Raw genomic sequence first — 15,871 nt, forward strand, 5'->3', positions numbered from 1 at the left:
AGCTCGGAGGAAGGCGATGCGAGGTGGAGTGATCCTGTACCGGGGTTCCGGGTCCGACGCGCGCCGGTACCTCGAGTCCGATCGCTCCCGCGCCGACGACTACTACCTCGAGGGCGGCACGGCGCTGGCCGAGTTCTCAGTCGTCGATGGCAACGGAAGCCTGATCGGCGAGGGCGCGCTCACGCCAGACCAGTACGCGCAATGGGTCGACTGGATCAACCCGTTCACCGGCGAGTCGATGGGCACGCCACGCCATGCCGGCGACGCTCGCCATGGATCGCCGAGGTTCGCCGAGATGGTCGTGAACGCGCCGAAGTCGCTGTCGATCGCCGCGGCGCTGCACCCCGCGGTATCCGAAGCCCTCGATGCGGCGCAGCGCGACGCGGTCGCCGAGATCCGCGTCTGGCTCGGCCAACACTCGGTCACGCGAGTCGGTCCGCGCGGCGCCCAGCGGGTGGTGCCGGTCGAGCAGCTCGAGACGGTCGCGGTCTCCCACAAGACCTCGCGGGCCGGCGACCCGCACCGGCACATCCACTTCCCGATCGGCACACGCGTGTGGGCGGATGCCGCGTGGCGGGGTCTCGACACGGCGGCACTGTTCCGGCAGCAAGGTGCGATCCGCGCGCTTGGCACGGCCGTGATCGCAGCGCACCCGCAGCTCGCGGCCGCGCTCGATGCGCACGGCCTCACGCTCGATCCGGTGACAGCCGAGGTCACCGAACTGCAGCCGTTCAACGCGGCGATGAGCAAGCGTGCCGAGCAGGTTGCGCGCAACCTGACGCATTTCGAGGAGGACTGGCGCGCGGCGCATCCGGACCAGGAACCCGGGCCCGCCGCAATGTCGCGACTGACTGCGATGGCGTGGGATCACGAACGGCCGCACAAGCAGCCGACCCGGCTCGGCAGCGAGGAAGCGTGGCGGTGCGAGCTCGAGGCATCCGGCTATCGACCTGATCTCGACCGCGTGCCGACGCAACGGGCCGTCGCGCTCGATGAGCTGAGCGTGCAGGATGTCGCGTCCCGCGCGCTCGATCGTTGCGGGGCCGCCGCGTCGACGTGGACGGTGCATGACATCCAGGAGCACGTGTCGCACCTCGTGACCGAGGCCGGCGTGCGTGCCGACCCGACGCCGCTGCGCGAGTTCGTCGCGCACGCCACGCAACTCGCGGAGGAGAACTACCTATCGGTGCTACCCCCAGATGGGCCGCGCCCCGAGCACGTCGCGCACCTGACGAGCGTGCACGTCATCGCCGTCGAGACCCGGCTGCGCGATCTGCTCACGGCGCGTGCCGAGCGGCCGCAGGTACGCACGCCGGACCTGTCGCGCATCGCGCAGCGACTCCTGCTCGACCCTGCACAGGCGCGCGCGGCTGCGGCCGTGGCATCCGCTCAATCGCTCGTCGTCGTGGAGGGCGCGGCCGGCGCGGGCAAGACGACGATGCTCGCCGCCGCGATCAAGGCAGCGGCAAGGCAGGGTCGCAAGAGCCGGGTGGTCACGCCGACGAAAAAGGCGGCCGACGTTGCGCACCAGGAGCTCGGGGTTGCAGCCGACAGCGTCGCCAAGCTCGTGTACGAGCACGGGTGGCGGTGGAATCGCGACGGCGTGTAGACGCGGCTCGCCGTCGGCGACCACGACCCTGACACGGATGCCGCGTACGCCGGCCCCGCGGCATCCGCTCGGCTCACTCTCGGCGAGCGAATCGTCGTCGACGAGGCGGGCATGCTCGACCAGGACACCGCGCTCGCGCTCCTGACCGTTGCCGACGAGCACGTCGCCAGCGTCGCCCTCGTCGCCGACCGCGCTCAGCTTTCCGCGGTCGGGCGCGGCGTCGTTCTCGACATGACCGCGCAGCTACTCCCCCGCATGCATCGCATGACGGCCGTGCACCGATTCGTCGACCCGGAGTACGCGGCGGTCACCGTGCAGATGCGGCGCGGGGAGCATCCGGAGGCTGTCTTCGACCGGCTGTGCGCGCTCGGTCTCGTTGCGATTCATGAGAGCCCGGATGCGCAGCTCGAGGCGCTTGCGCGCGAGTGGCGCGAGGACTGCGCGATGACCGTTGCGACGAACGACGAGGCGCGAGAGTTGAATGCGCGGATACGCGAGGAGCGGGTGCGCGCTAGTGATGTCGATGCCAACCGCACTGTGATTGGAAGCGATGGTCTGAGCATCGGGTGCGGCGATTTGATCCAGACTCGGCGGAACGACTCGGCGTGCGGGTGGCGAATCGGCAGACGTGGGTCGTCCGACGCGTGGGCGAGGATGGCGCGGTCTGGGCTGCCGAGAATGCCAGCGGGCGGCGGAAACGCACGGTACGGCTGCCTGCCGAGTACGTCGCCGAGCACGCGCATCTCGCGTATGCCGCGACCGCCCACGGCGTGCAGGGCATGACGGTGGCCGAGTCGCACACGCTGGTCGGTTATGCGACGGGGACAGCAAGTGTCTACGTGGGATTGACACGCGGGCGGAACTCCAACCGGTTGCACCTCGTCGCGGCTGACGTAGATGATGCGCGGGAGCAGTTCGTGCTCGCAGCTCGACGCGACCGAGCCGATCGCGGTCTCGCGAATGCGGCGGCGGCGGCACGCGAGTCGGTACGTGGGCTCGCAAGCAGCACGGAAACTCGCCGCCGCACTATGTACCCATGGACGAGACCAGCTTCAGTCGAAGACTCCGCGTCGAGTAGGAAGCCCGAAGCTGGGCTGAGACGATGAGAAGGCCGTTCAACGCTCACTTGTCCTCGTGGCAGGAGGCGCACGAATTGGGACCAGAGGCGGATCCTGCCGCTATTTTCTGTTCATGACGCCTGGTGTCCCCGAACCGCTGCAGTCTTTCAATCCTGACGGTGAAGATGTGATTCGATCGCTCGCCGTTTCCTGGGCAGGCGCGGTTCGCGAGCAGCTCCACAACGTCAAGGAGAGAGTCAGGCATTTCCATAACGTCGACAACATGTACGGGCGCATGGATGGCGACGTCACGATGGATGAGCTCGCGGCCTCATGGCAGGCCGCGTGGACGGCTGAAGCGCTGCTCGTGATCAGCGCCGACAATCTCGAGCGCTGGATCAAGCGGCTGTACACCGAACGCGGCCGTCAGCCACGCCCCCCTCACCCGCAGCTTCGCGCTCTCCGCAACACCATCGAGCACATGGACGAGTCCGAGTTCGACAACGAAGAGTGGGTCGCCCGACCGGGCAGGCCTCAAGGGCGCGGCCTGGGAGCGCTGCCTGACCCGAGCCTGTCCATCTCAGTGGGTGACCGCGAGAACGTATTCGGACTCATCAGCCACGACGAGTTGCAGGCCATCGTCAGCGCGTTGATTGACGAGCTCGAACGAGAGTTGAGCGACTACGCGGAAGCCCGGATCGCCTTCTTTCGCGAGGACCGTTAGGGCGTGCCTGGCTCGTAGATGCATCCTCTTGCGCGCAAAGGGGCCGGCCCACGCGGTCAGGTGGGGAGCACCAGCGCAATGGTTGCCACAGCCAACGAAGCGGCAGCCACGATCAGCGATCCAAGCGCAATACGCGCAGACGTCCGTTGCGAGACACGCGACGCGTCTGCTTCCTCCCTCGCAACGAGGGCCTGCAGGTGTGACGTCTCGGCTTGCTGCTGTGCCGCCTCTGCTTGACGCGAGGCGGCGACCGCCTGTTGTTCGAGTGAGTCGGACTGCGCTTTCGAAGTCTCCGCCTGTTGGACAAGAACTTCAACGAGCGCCGTCAGCGCCTCGGTCTGCACCTCGCCATGCTTCTCCATCCGCAACTTGTGCACGAGGTCCCAAGGGCCCGCCATGCGACGACTCTAGTCGCGCGTTGCGGCGACGATCCTCGAGGGGCTCGGGCAGGTCTGGTTCAGGTGTCGCGTATTTGCGCAGCGGACCCCGCCTTCGCGTGTTGCTTCAAATGTCGCAGCATGTCCCTCCAGACTTGGGACGCGCGCCTTCTCGCGCAGGAAGCGACTGGGTCCATGCCTCTGCCCGAGCCAACACGAACCGAAGCCATCGAGTACGCGCGCAGCGACCTCCCGGGAGACTTGACGTGGCACCGCGAGTACTTCGACTTCATCGATGATGAGGAATTGAGGAGTCGGCTGGGACAGGAGTTCTACGCCGCGCGGTATCTATACAAGCTGTGGGAAGGGCTCCGTATCGAGGAGGATTGGGCGATTCAAGCCCAGATCCAACTGCAGGTGCAGCAGTATGCGTCAATCTACGAGGCGTGCATCCACCATCTCCTCTTTGTGGAGGCAGCGCACGAGCCAGAAGTTGAGCAGCTGTTCACCTTCGAGGCACTCGTGGAGCGCCCGCTACCTGGATACATCCAGAACAAGATTCGAGCACTTCCGTCAAGCGACGCCGACGACATCGTAGGCGCGGTTCGAGCAGTGCGCAAGACTCAACAGTCGAAGATTAGATTCGACAGCAAGGTTGCCGCGGCTGTCCGGCTCGGGATCGTTGACCAGAAGCTTGGGACTGAGATCGCGGGCTACTACACCGCCCGGAACTACATTCACATTCATGCTGAGTTGCGGCAGAAGGACCTTGACTGGCAACTCTCATTCGCCCGCGAAGCGTATCGGCGTCTCGAGCCATTCAAGACCCAAGTTGTAGCTTGGCGATCCTCGCGCGTGAGCTCGTGAGTGTGAGGCTTGGGCAACGATCCCTCAGCGCGACCGCGCCCGCCCGTGGGCTGGTTGACCTTCGGCCGTCTGGTTCACCGATGGCACCCGGCCGTGATGTACCAGGTCGCATGCGTTTCGCATTTTCTTATGGGTCGCCCTGCAAGATGCGTGATGACGGGGCGACGGCAACATCGGTTCGGGGTGAGAATTCCGCGCATGTCCACCGTCCAACTCGGATCTGGCGCCAACTATCCGGGTCCGCGCACGATAGTTCGTGTGTTGATCAACCAGCATGGACCGTCCAGTTGGTTGAACACTCCCTGTGGCACGTGGGGATCCAGAACGAGGGGAGTCGCACGAGCCAGGTCACAATCCGTGACGCGATCGAGCGGTTGCAGCATAGCCGACCCGACGAGCAGAACATCCGACTGATCGGCTCCCGACCGATGACTCGACGAGCAACCTGAACATTGTCGCCCACCCGCGTGGGCTGACCTCCACGTGAAGCATCCGTCATTATCTGGTCAGCCGAATCACTCTCCTGGAGCCCGACAGACGGCCCGATCTTGTGCCATTAATGTGCCATAAACGCGCGAAAACGAACTGAAACCAACTGAGACCATTCAGAAGAATCCCTGATCAGGGCGATATCACGCCCATAAGAAATGAGCGAAAACCGCCCAGGCTCACTGAAAATCGAAAGGTCACCGGATCGATGCCGGTCGGAGCCACTGGAACCCTCGCCTAGCTTCTGCATGGCGGGGGTTTCTTCTTTCTGGCAGTCGGCCACTCCGCATAAACCCCGCAGATTCAAATCAGGCCGTCGAGCCGTTGATCCATGACGACGAACCTCGTTGCGACGGAGACCATCGGTGATCCTGGATAGCCTTGACACGTGAAGCCCACCGACGGAACCGAGACGACGCCCCTCCGTCTTCAGGTCGGAGGCCCGACCCGCGCCGAGCTCCGAGCGGCGCTCCGTTCGGGCGGCGTCCTGCTCAACGCATACGCCGAGACCCTGCTGGATCACGCGATCTTCGACTTACGAGACCGCGAAGAGATCAGCGTCGTTGAGTGCGCGCTGGCCGATCTGCATCTGAGCACCGGCGCGACTCTCCCAGAGGTATTCTCGGCGGCACAGTCCCACGGGTTCGAGCTGGCGCCGCCCGACACCGGCCCCTACTTACGGCTCGCGATGGCTTCCCAGGCGAACGCTCCGGATTCCGTGCTGTCGGCCGGCACGTCCCCCGCGGGCGCTCTCACGGTCGCTTCGGCACCGCTGACTGACGACGCGAGTTTCCCTAAAGGGTTCTACCTGCGGGTCATTGAGGGAGAACAGTGGCTGCGCGGGTTCCGCTGCGACGACGAGTACCGATTCTCGCCCGACGACAGGTTTGCGTTCCAGGTGCCCGGCCGCTGAGCGGTCTCACGTTGCGGCCACCTACGAGCGCCGGCGATGTCAGGCGCAGCCCACCCCGTCGGGGGGCCTGTTGAAAGAATAGGCCCATGATCGAATCGACCAACAGCCAGTCCGCAGACCATTACACCTGGGGCGAGGTCTCGGACGGTTGGCGACTCGTCGACGAACCAGGCCTCTCGGTCATCGAGGAGCGCGTTCCACCAGGGGCAGGCGAAGAATGGCACCTTCACCAGACCGCCGCACAGTTCTTCTACCTGCTCGAAGGATCGGCGCGGATGAACACCCGTGACGGCGCGGTCGATCTCGAACCGCGCAATGGCGTCCAGGTGCCGCCCGGCATACCGCACCAGCTCGTGTATCCCGGGACAGCGGACGCTCGATTCCTCGTGATCAGCGCTCCAAACACCCGCGGGGACCGTCGCGCTGCATCTGACGGCACCACCCCATAGCAAGCGCGGCCCTTCGGCTACGACCCACCTCGTCGTCGGGTCTCGCTCGCGTCCGCTATCCGCGGAGGGTTTCTACGAGCTTGACGATGCGTCGGGCACGCGTCTCCGAGGTCTTCGCCTGGTCGATCAGGCGGATCTGCTGCTTTCGTTGGCTGGTGGTGAGCGCGTCGAATCGAGCCTGAGCGGAGGGTTCGGCCTGCAGCGCGTCCGTGACGTCGGTCGGCGTTTCGTCGACTTCGGGCGATTCGTCCACGTCGACGTCGATCACGACCTCGTCGCCGACCTCGGTGGCCGTCGCTGCGCGGTTGGCGTTGCTGAAGCCGATGAGGTGGCGCCCTCGCATGATGGCGAGTCGAGTGTGCCAGGTGTGGCCGTTGATGGTCACGGTGATGCGTGGGCGCTTGGCTCCGCTGGCCTGCTCGAGGTTCTCGACAACCGTGGACGGCACCACCAACCCACGCATCGGTTCGTTCGGTTCGACGACAGAGTTGAATTTCATTGTGCTCCTCCTTCGATCAGGGTGACCTAGCGTTCGTCCAGGATCTCTCCGTCGATGATCGTGTGGTCCGTGGTCAAGGACAGCGTGGCACCGACCAACGGGAAGCCCGCCGCGGCCTGCGCCGCAATCTGCATGTCCTCGGCGGAGTCCCAGCGCCAGATGTCGAGGTAAGAGCCGTCTTCCAGCCGGATCAGCGTCGCAGCGGCGAAAGCCGGGTTTGCCGAACGGATGCCGTTGATCAGGTTCGTGCGGTGCTCGAGCATCGCGGCCAAGTTGCCGGTCTCGACCGTGTATCGGTGCGTTCGTACTGTAGTCATCGTGGTGCCTTTCGTCTTTGTTCGTGCGGGAGTGGTCGTTGTTGGTCGTTGCTCGGGACCGGCTAGTTCCAGGAGCCGCCGGCGAGTTGACGCGTGGTCGCGTTGAGCCGGTTGAACAGGTTCGTCGTCGCGATGTAGAGGACGAGGGCGGCCAGTTGCCGCTCGTCGAAGAAGCTCGCCGCCTCGTCCCACACCTCGTCCGAAACGGCGTCCGACCGGTCTGCCAGCCGGGTGGCGCTCTCCGCCAGAGCGAGCGCGGCGCGCTCCTCGTCGGTGAAGTACGGCATCTCGCGCCAGGCCACCACCGCGTGCAGGCGCTCGTCGGTTTCGCCTGCCTGCTTCGCGCTCTTCACGCCGGAATCCACGCACGGGCTGCATCCGTTGATCTGGCTGACCCGCAGATGCACGAGCTCGAGCGTCGAGTGCGCCAGGTCCGTCTGCCGGGCGGCTTTCATCAGCCCGAAGATCGCCCCCGAAGCGCCGTCGAGGATAGCGACCGGGTTGGACATCCGGGGTGCAGTGGTCATGGTCGAAGTCATTTCATTTCTCCTTGCCTGGGTGGCTGTTCGGAATGTCTGAAAGCCTCGTGGACCAGCAGATTCCGAACAATGTCCGGTCACGAAAGGAGCATTGCGCCCGGAGTTAACGATCGAGGAGAATGACGCGGGTGGAGCTGCGTGATATCGAGATCTTCCTGACCCTCGCCGAGGAACTGCATTTCGGTCGCACGGCCGAGAAGCTGTACATCTCAGCGCCCCGGGTGAGTCAGTCGATCGCTCAGCAGGAGAAGCGGATCGGCGCTCCACTGTTCGAGCGCACCAGCCGCAAAGTGACCTTGACACCGCTCGGCGTCCAGCTGCGCGACGACCTCGAAGCGGGCTACCGACGCATCCTCAAAGGCGTCGAGGATGCCAGGAACACCGCGCACCATGGTCCGGAAACCCTGACGTTCGGCGTGATGGGCCCGATGTGGCAGGATTTGGCGCCGATGACCGCCGTCTTCCGAAGCCGCTTCCCGCAGGTCGACTTCCGCCTCCGCGAAATCCGCATCGACGACCCGTTCACACCGATCCGGAACGGCGACATCGACGTCGCGCTCCTCTGGTTACCGGTCGAAGAGCCCGACCTTCACGTCGGGCCGACGGCTTTCACCGAGCCGATCGTGCTGATGGTCGGACCTGCTCACGAACTCGCCGGCCGCGCCTCGGTTTCTCTCGAAGAGCTCGCTGCCTACGACATCCTCCCGTCCGGCCTGCCGGTCCCGGACTACTGGGAGGCGGCTGTCTTTCCAACGGCACGCCGGGTGACCGAGAGCGACGCGCCGACACCCACCCGCGAGGAGGTGCTCTGGTCCATCACCAACGACAGTGAGTCGGTGGCGTTCGCCTGCGGCCAGGGGCTCAAGTACTACGACCGGGGCACTGCCGTGTACATCCCGATCGACGAAACGCCGACGCTGAGCTGGGGCATGGTCCATCGCACCGGCCAGATCGGCCGCTGGGCTCGCGAGCTCGTCGGCATCGCCACGGAACTCGGCCCGATCGATCTCGAATTCGAGTTCGACCCGGGACGACTGCACCGCCTCCATCTGGCCGGGTGAGAACCGCGCGAAGCCTCGCCAGCTGAGGGCCCGCACACGGCGATCATGCCGAGCCCCTCACCGATGGCCGCCCCCGCCCCGAGCCGGCCGGATCAGCTCGACCGCAGCAGCCGCGCCAGCGCCAGCCCGGCCGCTGACACCAGCGGAGCCGCGGCGATGACCAGCGCGACCGGATTCGGGCGGAACGTCGGCCCATGGGGCCCGCCGATGTAGGCGCCGATCGGTATCGCGTAGCCGCCGCCACCGCCGCCGCTTCCCTCGCCGCGCTTGGCGCCATCCGGATCGTCACCAGACCCCTCGCCGCCTCCGAAGCCGAAGACGACGATCGCGACGGGGAGGATGTCGTGTCCGTCGAGCGTGGTCTTCTCGCCGTACGCGAGCCGCGCACCCCAGGAGGGCACGGAGTCAGCCAGTCTCTCGATGAGGTTCGTCATGGAACGACGGTACGCGCGTCCGAGGCCCGCGACCAGAGGCAGTGCCCATCGGCGCCGACGGGGCTCGGATTCAACTCCGGGAGCCATGCGGCGCCGAAGCCCTGTCGTGTGAGGTCCCAGCGCTGGGCTCAGTCGCCTTTTTCGTGCTTGACGGCGAGCAGGTCGATGGTGTTGAGCTCAGGGTCCTTCGCCAGCAGGTTCGGACCCACCTCGCCGAGCGCCTTGGGGATGGCGCCGTTCAGGTGCGCTTGCCGCGCATCCTCGTCGGCGAACGTGTCGAAGATGCCGAAATGCGTATCGTCGATCTGGAAGGCGTACCAGGTGCGGGTCCCCGGTTCGAGGTCGACCAGGGCTTTACCTCCGATCAGGAATTCCTTCAGGTCTCCTGCTTTGTCGGGCTTCGCTTCGAGTAGTGCCAGTACACCGAGCTTCAGTTCCATGAGTTTCTCCCTAGCGGGTCGCGACGCCCCGTCATGCAAATTCCGGAGGCGTCAGCGCGGACGGTACCCCTCGACCGGACGGTCTACTATTCGCCGCCGGCACATCGGCAGCCCAGACCGATCCGCGAGTCGTCAACCATCCTCGTCGGACTTCTTCCTCCCGAAGCGGCGGAGGAAGGCCGGCCTCTGGTCGAATCCGTGACTGGTGAGGCCGTAGAAGACCGGCAGGATGATGAAGATCACCGACGCGACGAGCGGGTGGATGAGGAAACCCAACGCCCCCGCCGCCAGGTACAGCACGACCCCGGCAAATGCCCGCGGGCGCTCGTGGGCGAAGTACGAATCGTCCACATGCTCCTCGGTGAGCTCGGGATGCCGCGCCAGGTGCGAGAAGAACACCAGCCAGGCGAGGCACAGCGCGGCCCCGACGATCGCGTACAGCGCGACGGCGACCCGCTCGTCCGTCAGATTGCCCGTCTTGGCCCTGTCGATGATCACAGCTGTCGGCCAAGGCAACAGCGCCAGTGTCGCGAGGATCCCCAAGTTCGCCCATTGCAGGCCGACGTCCATTTCCCGGATCCGGTTGAAGGCGGCCTTGTGGTTCATCCAGATCACAGCCAGATAGATGTAGGAGGCCGCGTACGCCAGATACGTCGGCCACTGACCCAGCAGCCCGGCCAGCAGGTCGCCGGGAGGGGTCTTCGGCGGCGTGAGCTCGAGCACCAGGAGCGTGATGACGATCGCGATGACGGCGTCGCTGAACGCCTCCGCACGGCGGGTGTCCGTACGCGTCCCCATACTTCGACTATTGGACATGTGACGGCCCTCCTCCCTGGGTGCAGCACGTGCTCCACGGGGCCTCAGGCACCCGACTGTACGCCGGTCGGCGCGGCTGTCTCCCCTGTCATCGAGGCGTCACGCGTCGGCGTCCGGTCTCGTTTCCCGATCATCGCCACGCCGAACACCAACAGGCCGAAGGCGAGAGAGGCGAGTTGCAGCAGGAACGGCGCACCGATGCGGCTGTCCCCTCCGTCCGCGGCCACGAGGGCAGTCAGAACGTCCACGAGCCACTGAACGCTCGCTGCCGCAGCCACGAGGGCGAGCACTCCGAACCCGAGAGCACCGTAGATGCGCCGCGCGTCGTGGCTCGCCACAAGCACCACCACCGCGATGACAGCGCACACGAGTGCCGGCACCAGGGAAAGCCAGAACGCCGTGATCGAACTCTGGAACTCATCGGCACGACCTCCGCCGATCCAGTGCACGGGCACGGTCGCGGGCACACCTCCCCACGACAACTTCGCAGCGACCAGTACGACCGCCGGCACCCACGTCAACGCCGTTGCCATCGCATACCCGACGCGGATTCCCATCCCCCTGCTCACCGTTCCCCTGCCTCCTCGCGAGACCGACAGTCGTCGTCATGACAAACTTATCCACCGAGGGGGCGATGAACTTGCTAGCCTTCTCGGTGGCCGTACAACTGAGCGAGGAGGTGATACCCATGAACGTATCGACGTGGGTGCTCCTTCTTGAGGTCACGGTCGGGCGATAGGTCGTCCGGGAGCGCCATTCAGCGCATTTCCCGAAAGGCACGACCATGCAATTCACCTCTGAACCGCGTCTCAACGACGGCGTCGTAGAACGCGACTTCCTTCTCGGTGAGATTCCGGGCATCCTCTGGACGCCCGAACCCACCTCCACGCCCGCCCCGCTGATCCTGCTCGGACACCCCGGTGGACTGGCCAGGATGCGGCCGCGGTTGGCCGCCCGAGCTCGGCTCGCCGCGGCAGACGGTTTCGCCGCAGCCACCATCGAGCTCCCCGGCGCCGGCGATCGGCCCAAGCTGACCGCCGTCGACGCAGCCCGTGCCGACCTGCGCCGGGCACTCGAAGCAGGCGAGCGGGTCGACGACGACATCATCGACCGGCTCGTGCTGCCACTGGTCGAACAGGCGGTCCCGGAGTGGCGGGCTGCACTGGATGGTCTCCTCTCGCTGCCGGAGATCGAGGGGCCGGTCGGCTACTCGGGCGGGGTGATCTCCATCGGCGTCCGGCTGGCAACCGTTGAGCCGCGCATCACCGCAGCGGGGTTGTTCGCCGGGAGCTTCATACCTCGCGCCATCCTCGAGGAGGCCCGCCTCGTCACGATTCCGCTGCATGTTCTGCTGCAATGGGACGACGAGGGGAACGACCGGCAGGCGGCCCTGGAACTGTTCGACGCATTCGGTTCTCCGGAGAAGAGCTTGCATGCGAACATGGGCGGCCACACCGGGGTCCCGGCATACGCGGGTGAAGACGCGGCCGCGTTTTTCACGCGGCACCTGGGATAGCGACATGACCCGGCGTGGTCGGCACCTCACCGGAGCTTGAGGAGCCCTCCGTTCGTCGGCATGAAACCGCACGCGTCGAAGTAGAAGGTCTTCAGATGATCTTCGAAGTCGACATGGAGCCATTCGCAGCCGGCCTCGACGGAATGCTCACGTGCGATCTCGATCAGCCGAACTCCGATGCGTTGCCGTCGGACACGTGCCGCAACAGCGGTGTCTTCCACGAAGGCGTGCGTCGATCCATCCCAGATGATGTTGACGAATCCGACGAGGCCGGCGTCGTCGCGGGCGGTGACCCACCCGAGGCTCAGGCGACCGAGTTGGTCGTTCCAGTCGTCCTCGGACGGTTCATGGCCGAATGCTTCGGCGTGCAGCGCATTGATCTCCTCGTCGGCGAATGGTCCTCGCCACTCGAATCGGGTGGGGTCGAGATCTGTCTTCAACATGATGGTGTGGCTCCTTGGACGGAGGCCACGCGTTCGTGGCCTCTAACGAGTGCGGTCGGAACGGCGAGACACAACCATCAGCCGCTCCTTCCTGCGCTTGGCAACGAGTCGATCACCACGGTGACGCGAGCGTAGCACCCGGCCCGCGGTGCGTTGATCAGCAATCCGGCAGTGCAGCCGCACACATTGGTAGTGTCAAGCCATGATTCGTCGGGGGGTTGGTCGCGTCACCGCGGCCGTGGTCGCAGCATGCGTCGTGGGGCTGATGTCGGGATGCGCGCTGCTCGCTCCTCCGACCCGAACGACCCCGCGATCAGAAACGACGTCGCGAGCCGTGCCGATCGCGCAGCCGCTCCCGAACCTTCTCGTCGCCGGCCAGACGATCGGCACGGGCGAACTTCGTGTCATCGAGCATGAGCCGATCTCGGATCCCGTTGCCGAGCATCCGCTGACGGGGGCCGTGCGCATCGTGGTCAGGCCGGACCGAGGCATCGAAGTGCGCATCCGCCCGGACGACCCGGCTCACGCCAGCCTGACCGGAATCGATCTGATGATGACCGGTAAGCGGCACGACGGCCTCCCGGAGAACATTCAAGACGAGGACCGTTTCGCCCTGAACTCGGATGCGAGCACCACCGCGTCGGATGGCGAACTCGTCATGCCCCTGCTCGTCGACCTCGCCTCATTCGGCGACCCGACGTTCCTGCACTCGATTGAGGAGACTCCCGCCGGAGACGCGCGGGTGATCGCAGCCGCGGCGATCACGTGGACGCTCCCCTCGGCATTCCCGGGCCTGAAGGCCGTCGACAGCGGCTCCGCGACGAACGCCCGCGGACGGACGGTCAGCGACAACGGAACGCTCGCCTATTACATCCCGAGCCCCTACGACACGATCTACCAGGTGACCCGGCGCTTCGGCCTCACCGAGACCCAGCTGCTCTGGCTGAACCCTGAACTGCTCGCGAACACTCCCGACCCCGAGTTGAAGAGCGGAATCGGCGTCAACCTCGACCCGGGCCGCCGCTGACCACCTCGAGCCACACATCAGAAGTTGGCGCTTGAGCCGGTGCGATCTGCGGATTAGGTTTGCCACGCGGGGCGCTCGCCTCGGGATGGCGGGGTGGGTCGATGCCTGAGTGGATCAGTTCCCGGCGGTTTCATGACGAGCCGGGCACGAGCGGCTGGCACGTTTTGTACGGCGGTGCGCAGACCGTGTACCCCACTGGGTCGTTCGCAACCGGCGTGGAGTTCATCCGCCGCATCGCAGCGGTGACCGCAGAAGTGGGCCGGGAGCCCGACATCGACCTCCGACCGGAGGCAGTCGTCGTTCGCACTGCGGCAACGCCGGGCGGACGACTGGATATCGTCGATGCTGACCTCGTGCGGCGCATCTCGGCCATTGCCCAGGAACTGGGGCTCGAGCCCGATCCGTCCCGGCTGCACACGATCCAGATCGCGATCGCCGAGGCAGAAGGTGTGCATACCGGCGACTTCTGGGTCGCCGCCCTCGGATACGAGGCGGTCGGCGGACTTCTCGTGGACCCGTTGCGGCGGGGGCCGCGGATGTGGTTCGACGAGATCAGCACGCCGGGTCGGGGCAGGACGCACATCGACGTGGCCGTCCCGAACGACCGGGCGGAAGCCCGGGTCGCCGCCGTCCAGGGTGCTGGCGGACGCCTGGCCGATGGCTCGAACGCCCCCGCATGGTGGACCCTGGCCTCGGCCGACAACCACGGCATCGATATCGCCGCGTGGGGCGACGTCGACGACGACGCGTGACCCAGGTGCTCCTCGTCCATGGTGGTCTCTGGGACGACATGGATGCGAACCGGTTCTGGAAGCGATCGGGAGTCGTCGACGGCTTGCGGGGCCGCGGATTCACCGTCATCGCACCCGACCGAGCGCCGCGCGCGCCCAGCTGGAAAGCCGAGTCGGCGCACCTGCAGTCGTGGCTTCCGGGCGAAGGGGCGACCGTCGTGGCCGGCTCGAACGGCTGTTCGGCGGCCCTCCGGTTAGCTCTCTCCGAACCTGACCGCGTTCATCGGTTGCTGCTGGCGTGGCCGGCGACGCCGCGGGACGAGCGCGACCGTCTTCTCGGGCAGGGCGCGCCACCGGACGTCGCAGACGCACTGCTTCGCGGCGAGACCGTACGTGGCGTGACCGATGAGGAGATCGCCGCGTTTCGCATCCCCGTGGCGGTGCTGCCGTCGGTCCCCGAGAATCCGGCACATCAACGCACCACCGTCGATCGCCTGCTTCAGCTCCTGCCCGCGCCTCAGGAACTGCCTGGTTGTCCGGAGCCACCCCACCCGCTCTTCGCGACGCACGTCGAGGAGTTCGTGAACTCGGTGACCCGTTTCGTCGACGACCGAGAGGAGCCGGGGCGTTTGGCCGTCAGTTCTTCTTGAGCTCTTCGGTCTTCTTGAGCTCTTCGGCGAACATCACGATGATGCCGCTCGGACCGCGCACGTACGACAGCTTGTAGATGTCCTCGTAGGTGGCCACTCCGCGAAGCGGGAAGCAGCCGTGCTTCGCCGCGATCTCGAGGGCGTCGTCGATGTCGTCGACGGAGAAGGCGACGCGGTGCATGCCGATCTCGTTGGGGAGGGTGGGTTCCGTCTCGATGGCCTCGGGATGGATGTACTCGAAGAGCTCGAGGCGGCCGTTGCCGTCTGGCGTCTGGAGCATGGCGATGTTCGCGTGGTTTCCATCGAGGCCAACCGCGGTGTCCGTCCACTCGCCGCTGACCGTGTCGCGGCCGAGGACGCTCAGGCCGAGGTCGGTGAAGAAGGAGATCGCTGCTTCGAGGTCGCGAACTGCGATGCCGACGTTCTCAAGTTTGATGTTCACGCGCTGCATCCTACCGAGAGTCGCTCACGAGGGGCCGGGTCGAGAAGTCGGTCGGGACCTACGCGCGCTCGATCGTGCGGCCCGGCATCGCCTCGGCGAGCGCGATGCGCGATTCGGGCGCGCCGAAGGTACTGGCGAAGTACTGCGTCTCGTGCGCGACGGCGCCGTCGGCGAACTCCATCACCGAAACCGAATAGCTCGGCGCACCGTCGTAGGTGATGATGACTTCGCTCACCCAGAGGTCACCGCTGCCGACGATCCGCAGCACGCTGAACCGCCGATCGGCCGGATGGCCGCCCCGCTGCGCCGCGATGGTCGACCGGCCGCGGTAACGCTCACCCGATTGCGGATAGTCGAGGATCGCGTCCTCCGCATAGATCGCGTGCTCGATGTCGGTGTCGCCGGCTTCCGATGCCCGCCAGTGTTCTTCGACCGCCGCTCTGATCGCATCCATGGCGCCAGTCTCCTCC

20 protein-coding genes and 1 pseudogene are annotated in these 15,871 nt (G+C 66.0%); 10 read left to right on the top strand and 11 right to left on the bottom strand.

The window, feature by feature from the left end; all coding sequences use genetic code 11:
* Nucleotides 1-16: 16 nt before the first annotated feature.
* Both mobF and PKE84_RS04640 read left to right on the top strand, forming a co-directional pair.
* Nucleotides 17-2,392 (top strand): annotated as a pseudogene (gene mobF / locus PKE84_RS04635) (MobF family relaxase).
* Nucleotides 2,393-2,800: 408 nt separating this feature from the next.
* The gene (locus PKE84_RS04640; RefSeq protein ID WP_271176042.1) at nucleotides 2,801-3,391 is read left to right on the top strand and encodes a hypothetical protein; all 591 of its coding nucleotides are present in this window, start codon (nucleotides 2,801-2,803) and stop codon (nucleotides 3,389-3,391) included.
* 56 nt (nucleotides 3,392-3,447) lie between these two features.
* Here PKE84_RS04640 and PKE84_RS04645 read toward each other — a convergent pair whose 3' ends face one another.
* Nucleotides 3,448-3,789 carry a hypothetical protein gene (locus tag PKE84_RS04645; protein ID WP_271176043.1) on the bottom strand — a complete coding sequence of 114 codons (342 nt, stop codon included), beginning with the start codon at nucleotides 3,787-3,789 and terminating at the stop codon, nucleotides 3,448-3,450.
* A 120-nt stretch (nucleotides 3,790-3,909) separates the two neighbouring features.
* Between PKE84_RS04645 and PKE84_RS04650 the strand changes: the two genes are divergently transcribed.
* The 3 genes from PKE84_RS04650 (at nucleotide 3,910) to PKE84_RS04660 (ending at nucleotide 6,486) form a co-directional block, all read left to right on the top strand.
* The gene (locus tag PKE84_RS04650; RefSeq protein WP_271176044.1) at nucleotides 3,910-4,635 is read left to right on the top strand and encodes a hypothetical protein; all 726 of its coding nucleotides are present in this window, start codon (nucleotides 3,910-3,912) and stop codon (nucleotides 4,633-4,635) included.
* An 877-nt stretch (nucleotides 4,636-5,512) separates the two neighbouring features.
* Nucleotides 5,513-6,037 carry a hypothetical protein gene (locus tag PKE84_RS04655; protein ID WP_271176045.1) on the top strand — a complete coding sequence of 175 codons (525 nt, stop codon included), beginning with the start codon at nucleotides 5,513-5,515 and terminating at the stop codon, nucleotides 6,035-6,037.
* 86 nt (nucleotides 6,038-6,123) lie between these two features.
* Complete coding sequence (locus PKE84_RS04660; RefSeq protein ID WP_271176046.1) at nucleotides 6,124-6,486, top strand: cupin domain-containing protein; 363 nt, start codon at nucleotides 6,124-6,126, stop codon at nucleotides 6,484-6,486.
* A gap of 55 nt (nucleotides 6,487-6,541) precedes the next feature.
* On the opposite strand, the gene PKE84_RS04665 is transcribed toward PKE84_RS04660, so the two are convergent.
* The 3 genes from PKE84_RS04665 to PKE84_RS04675 form a co-directional block, all read right to left on the bottom strand.
* Nucleotides 6,542-6,985, bottom strand: coding sequence for a YdeI/OmpD-associated family protein (locus tag PKE84_RS04665; protein WP_271176047.1), 444 nt, complete (start codon nucleotides 6,983-6,985; stop codon nucleotides 6,542-6,544).
* A 26-nt stretch (nucleotides 6,986-7,011) separates the two neighbouring features.
* Entirely contained in the window at nucleotides 7,012-7,257 is a 246-nt protein-coding gene (locus PKE84_RS04670) for a hypothetical protein (RefSeq protein ID WP_271176048.1), read from the bottom strand.
* Nucleotides 7,258-7,364: 107 nt separating this feature from the next.
* Nucleotides 7,365-7,829: a carboxymuconolactone decarboxylase family protein gene (locus tag PKE84_RS04675; RefSeq protein ID WP_271176049.1), complete on the bottom strand. Its 465-nt coding sequence runs from the start codon at nucleotides 7,827-7,829 to the stop codon at nucleotides 7,365-7,367.
* Nucleotides 7,830-7,969: 140 nt separating this feature from the next.
* Between PKE84_RS04675 and PKE84_RS04680 the strand changes: the two genes are divergently transcribed.
* Nucleotides 7,970-8,902: a LysR family transcriptional regulator gene (locus PKE84_RS04680; protein WP_271176050.1), complete on the top strand. Its 933-nt coding sequence runs from the start codon at nucleotides 7,970-7,972 to the stop codon at nucleotides 8,900-8,902.
* A 92-nt stretch (nucleotides 8,903-8,994) separates the two neighbouring features.
* Here PKE84_RS04680 and PKE84_RS04685 read toward each other — a convergent pair whose 3' ends face one another.
* The 4 genes from PKE84_RS04685 to PKE84_RS04700 all read right to left on the bottom strand — a co-directional run bounded on the left by PKE84_RS04685 (nucleotide 8,995) and on the right by PKE84_RS04700 (nucleotide 11,125).
* Complete coding sequence (locus PKE84_RS04685) at nucleotides 8,995-9,336, bottom strand: hypothetical protein (RefSeq protein ID WP_271176051.1); 342 nt, start codon at nucleotides 9,334-9,336, stop codon at nucleotides 8,995-8,997.
* 128 nt (nucleotides 9,337-9,464) lie between these two features.
* Nucleotides 9,465-9,776 carry a putative quinol monooxygenase gene (locus PKE84_RS04690; protein WP_271176052.1) on the bottom strand — a complete coding sequence of 104 codons (312 nt, stop codon included), beginning with the start codon at nucleotides 9,774-9,776 and terminating at the stop codon, nucleotides 9,465-9,467.
* A gap of 132 nt (nucleotides 9,777-9,908) precedes the next feature.
* Nucleotides 9,909-10,574, bottom strand: coding sequence for a TMEM175 family protein (locus PKE84_RS04695; protein ID WP_271176053.1), 666 nt, complete (start codon nucleotides 10,572-10,574; stop codon nucleotides 9,909-9,911).
* Between the two features lie 62 nt (nucleotides 10,575-10,636).
* Complete coding sequence (locus PKE84_RS04700; RefSeq protein WP_271176054.1) at nucleotides 10,637-11,125, bottom strand: hypothetical protein; 489 nt, start codon at nucleotides 11,123-11,125, stop codon at nucleotides 10,637-10,639.
* 251 nt (nucleotides 11,126-11,376) lie between these two features.
* Here PKE84_RS04700 and PKE84_RS04705 point away from each other — a divergent pair, with 251 nt between their 5' ends.
* Nucleotides 11,377-12,108, top strand: coding sequence for an alpha/beta hydrolase (locus tag PKE84_RS04705; RefSeq protein ID WP_271176055.1), 732 nt, complete (start codon nucleotides 11,377-11,379; stop codon nucleotides 12,106-12,108).
* Between the two features lie 26 nt (nucleotides 12,109-12,134).
* On the opposite strand, the gene PKE84_RS04710 is transcribed toward PKE84_RS04705, so the two are convergent.
* On the bottom strand, nucleotides 12,135-12,551 hold the full coding sequence (locus tag PKE84_RS04710) for a GNAT family N-acetyltransferase (protein ID WP_271176056.1): 417 nt from the start codon (nucleotides 12,549-12,551) through the stop codon (nucleotides 12,135-12,137).
* A 334-nt stretch (nucleotides 12,552-12,885) separates the two neighbouring features.
* On the opposite strand from PKE84_RS04710, the gene PKE84_RS04715 reads away from it, so the two are divergent.
* The 3 genes from PKE84_RS04715 (at nucleotide 12,886) to PKE84_RS04725 (ending at nucleotide 14,959) form a co-directional block, all read left to right on the top strand.
* Nucleotides 12,886-13,578: a hypothetical protein gene (locus tag PKE84_RS04715; RefSeq protein WP_271176057.1), complete on the top strand. Its 693-nt coding sequence runs from the start codon at nucleotides 12,886-12,888 to the stop codon at nucleotides 13,576-13,578.
* A gap of 101 nt (nucleotides 13,579-13,679) precedes the next feature.
* Nucleotides 13,680-14,330, top strand: coding sequence for a VOC family protein (locus PKE84_RS04720; RefSeq protein ID WP_271176058.1), 651 nt, complete (start codon nucleotides 13,680-13,682; stop codon nucleotides 14,328-14,330).
* Entirely contained in the window at nucleotides 14,327-14,959 is a 633-nt protein-coding gene (locus tag PKE84_RS04725) for an alpha/beta fold hydrolase (protein ID WP_271176059.1), read from the top strand. Before PKE84_RS04720 ends, PKE84_RS04725 begins: the two co-directional genes overlap by 4 nt.
* Here the strand turns inward: PKE84_RS04725 and PKE84_RS04730 are convergent.
* Both PKE84_RS04730 and PKE84_RS04735 read right to left on the bottom strand, forming a co-directional pair.
* Nucleotides 14,946-15,401 carry a VOC family protein gene (locus PKE84_RS04730; RefSeq protein ID WP_271176060.1) on the bottom strand — a complete coding sequence of 152 codons (456 nt, stop codon included), beginning with the start codon at nucleotides 15,399-15,401 and terminating at the stop codon, nucleotides 14,946-14,948. The genes PKE84_RS04725 and PKE84_RS04730 overlap by 14 nt on opposite strands.
* A 58-nt stretch (nucleotides 15,402-15,459) precedes the next feature.
* Nucleotides 15,460-15,855 (bottom strand): nuclear transport factor 2 family protein, encoded by a 396-nt coding sequence (locus PKE84_RS04735; RefSeq protein WP_271176061.1) that lies wholly within the window; start codon nucleotides 15,853-15,855, stop codon nucleotides 15,460-15,462.
* Nucleotides 15,856-15,871 lie beyond the last annotated feature (16 nt).

Source organism: Leifsonia poae, from assembly GCF_027921845.1.
GTDB lineage: Bacteria > Actinomycetota > Actinomycetes > Actinomycetales > Microbacteriaceae > Leifsonia > Leifsonia poae.

Excerpts from the sequence above, each read along its gene's own strand:
- PKE84_RS04640 (WP_271176042.1), top strand. The coding sequence starts at position 2,801 with ATGACGCCTGGTGTCCCCGAACCGCTGCAGTCTTTCAATCCTGACGGT.
- PKE84_RS04645 (WP_271176043.1), bottom strand. The coding sequence starts at position 3,789 with ATGGCGGGCCCTTGGGACCTCGTGCACAAGTTGCGGATGGAGAAGCAT.
- PKE84_RS04650 (WP_271176044.1), top strand. The coding sequence starts at position 3,910 with ATGTCCCTCCAGACTTGGGACGCGCGCCTTCTCGCGCAGGAAGCGACT.
- PKE84_RS04660 (WP_271176046.1), top strand. The coding sequence starts at position 6,124 with ATGATCGAATCGACCAACAGCCAGTCCGCAGACCATTACACCTGGGGC.
- PKE84_RS04665 (WP_271176047.1), bottom strand. The coding sequence starts at position 6,985 with ATGAAATTCAACTCTGTCGTCGAACCGAACGAACCGATGCGTGGGTTG.
- PKE84_RS04675 (WP_271176049.1), bottom strand. The coding sequence starts at position 7,829 with ATGACCACTGCACCCCGGATGTCCAACCCGGTCGCTATCCTCGACGGC.
- PKE84_RS04685 (WP_271176051.1), bottom strand. The coding sequence starts at position 9,336 with ATGACGAACCTCATCGAGAGACTGGCTGACTCCGTGCCCTCCTGGGGT.
- PKE84_RS04690 (WP_271176052.1), bottom strand. The coding sequence starts at position 9,776 with ATGGAACTGAAGCTCGGTGTACTGGCACTACTCGAAGCGAAGCCCGAC.
- PKE84_RS04695 (WP_271176053.1), bottom strand. The coding sequence starts at position 10,574 with ATGGGGACGCGTACGGACACCCGCCGTGCGGAGGCGTTCAGCGACGCC.
- PKE84_RS04700 (WP_271176054.1), bottom strand. The coding sequence starts at position 11,125 with ATGGCAACGGCGTTGACGTGGGTGCCGGCGGTCGTACTGGTCGCTGCG.
- PKE84_RS04705 (WP_271176055.1), top strand. The coding sequence starts at position 11,377 with ATGCAATTCACCTCTGAACCGCGTCTCAACGACGGCGTCGTAGAACGC.
- PKE84_RS04710 (WP_271176056.1), bottom strand. The coding sequence starts at position 12,551 with ATGTTGAAGACAGATCTCGACCCCACCCGATTCGAGTGGCGAGGACCA.
- PKE84_RS04720 (WP_271176058.1), top strand. The coding sequence starts at position 13,680 with ATGCCTGAGTGGATCAGTTCCCGGCGGTTTCATGACGAGCCGGGCACG.
- PKE84_RS04735 (WP_271176061.1), bottom strand. The coding sequence starts at position 15,855 with ATGGATGCGATCAGAGCGGCGGTCGAAGAACACTGGCGGGCATCGGAA.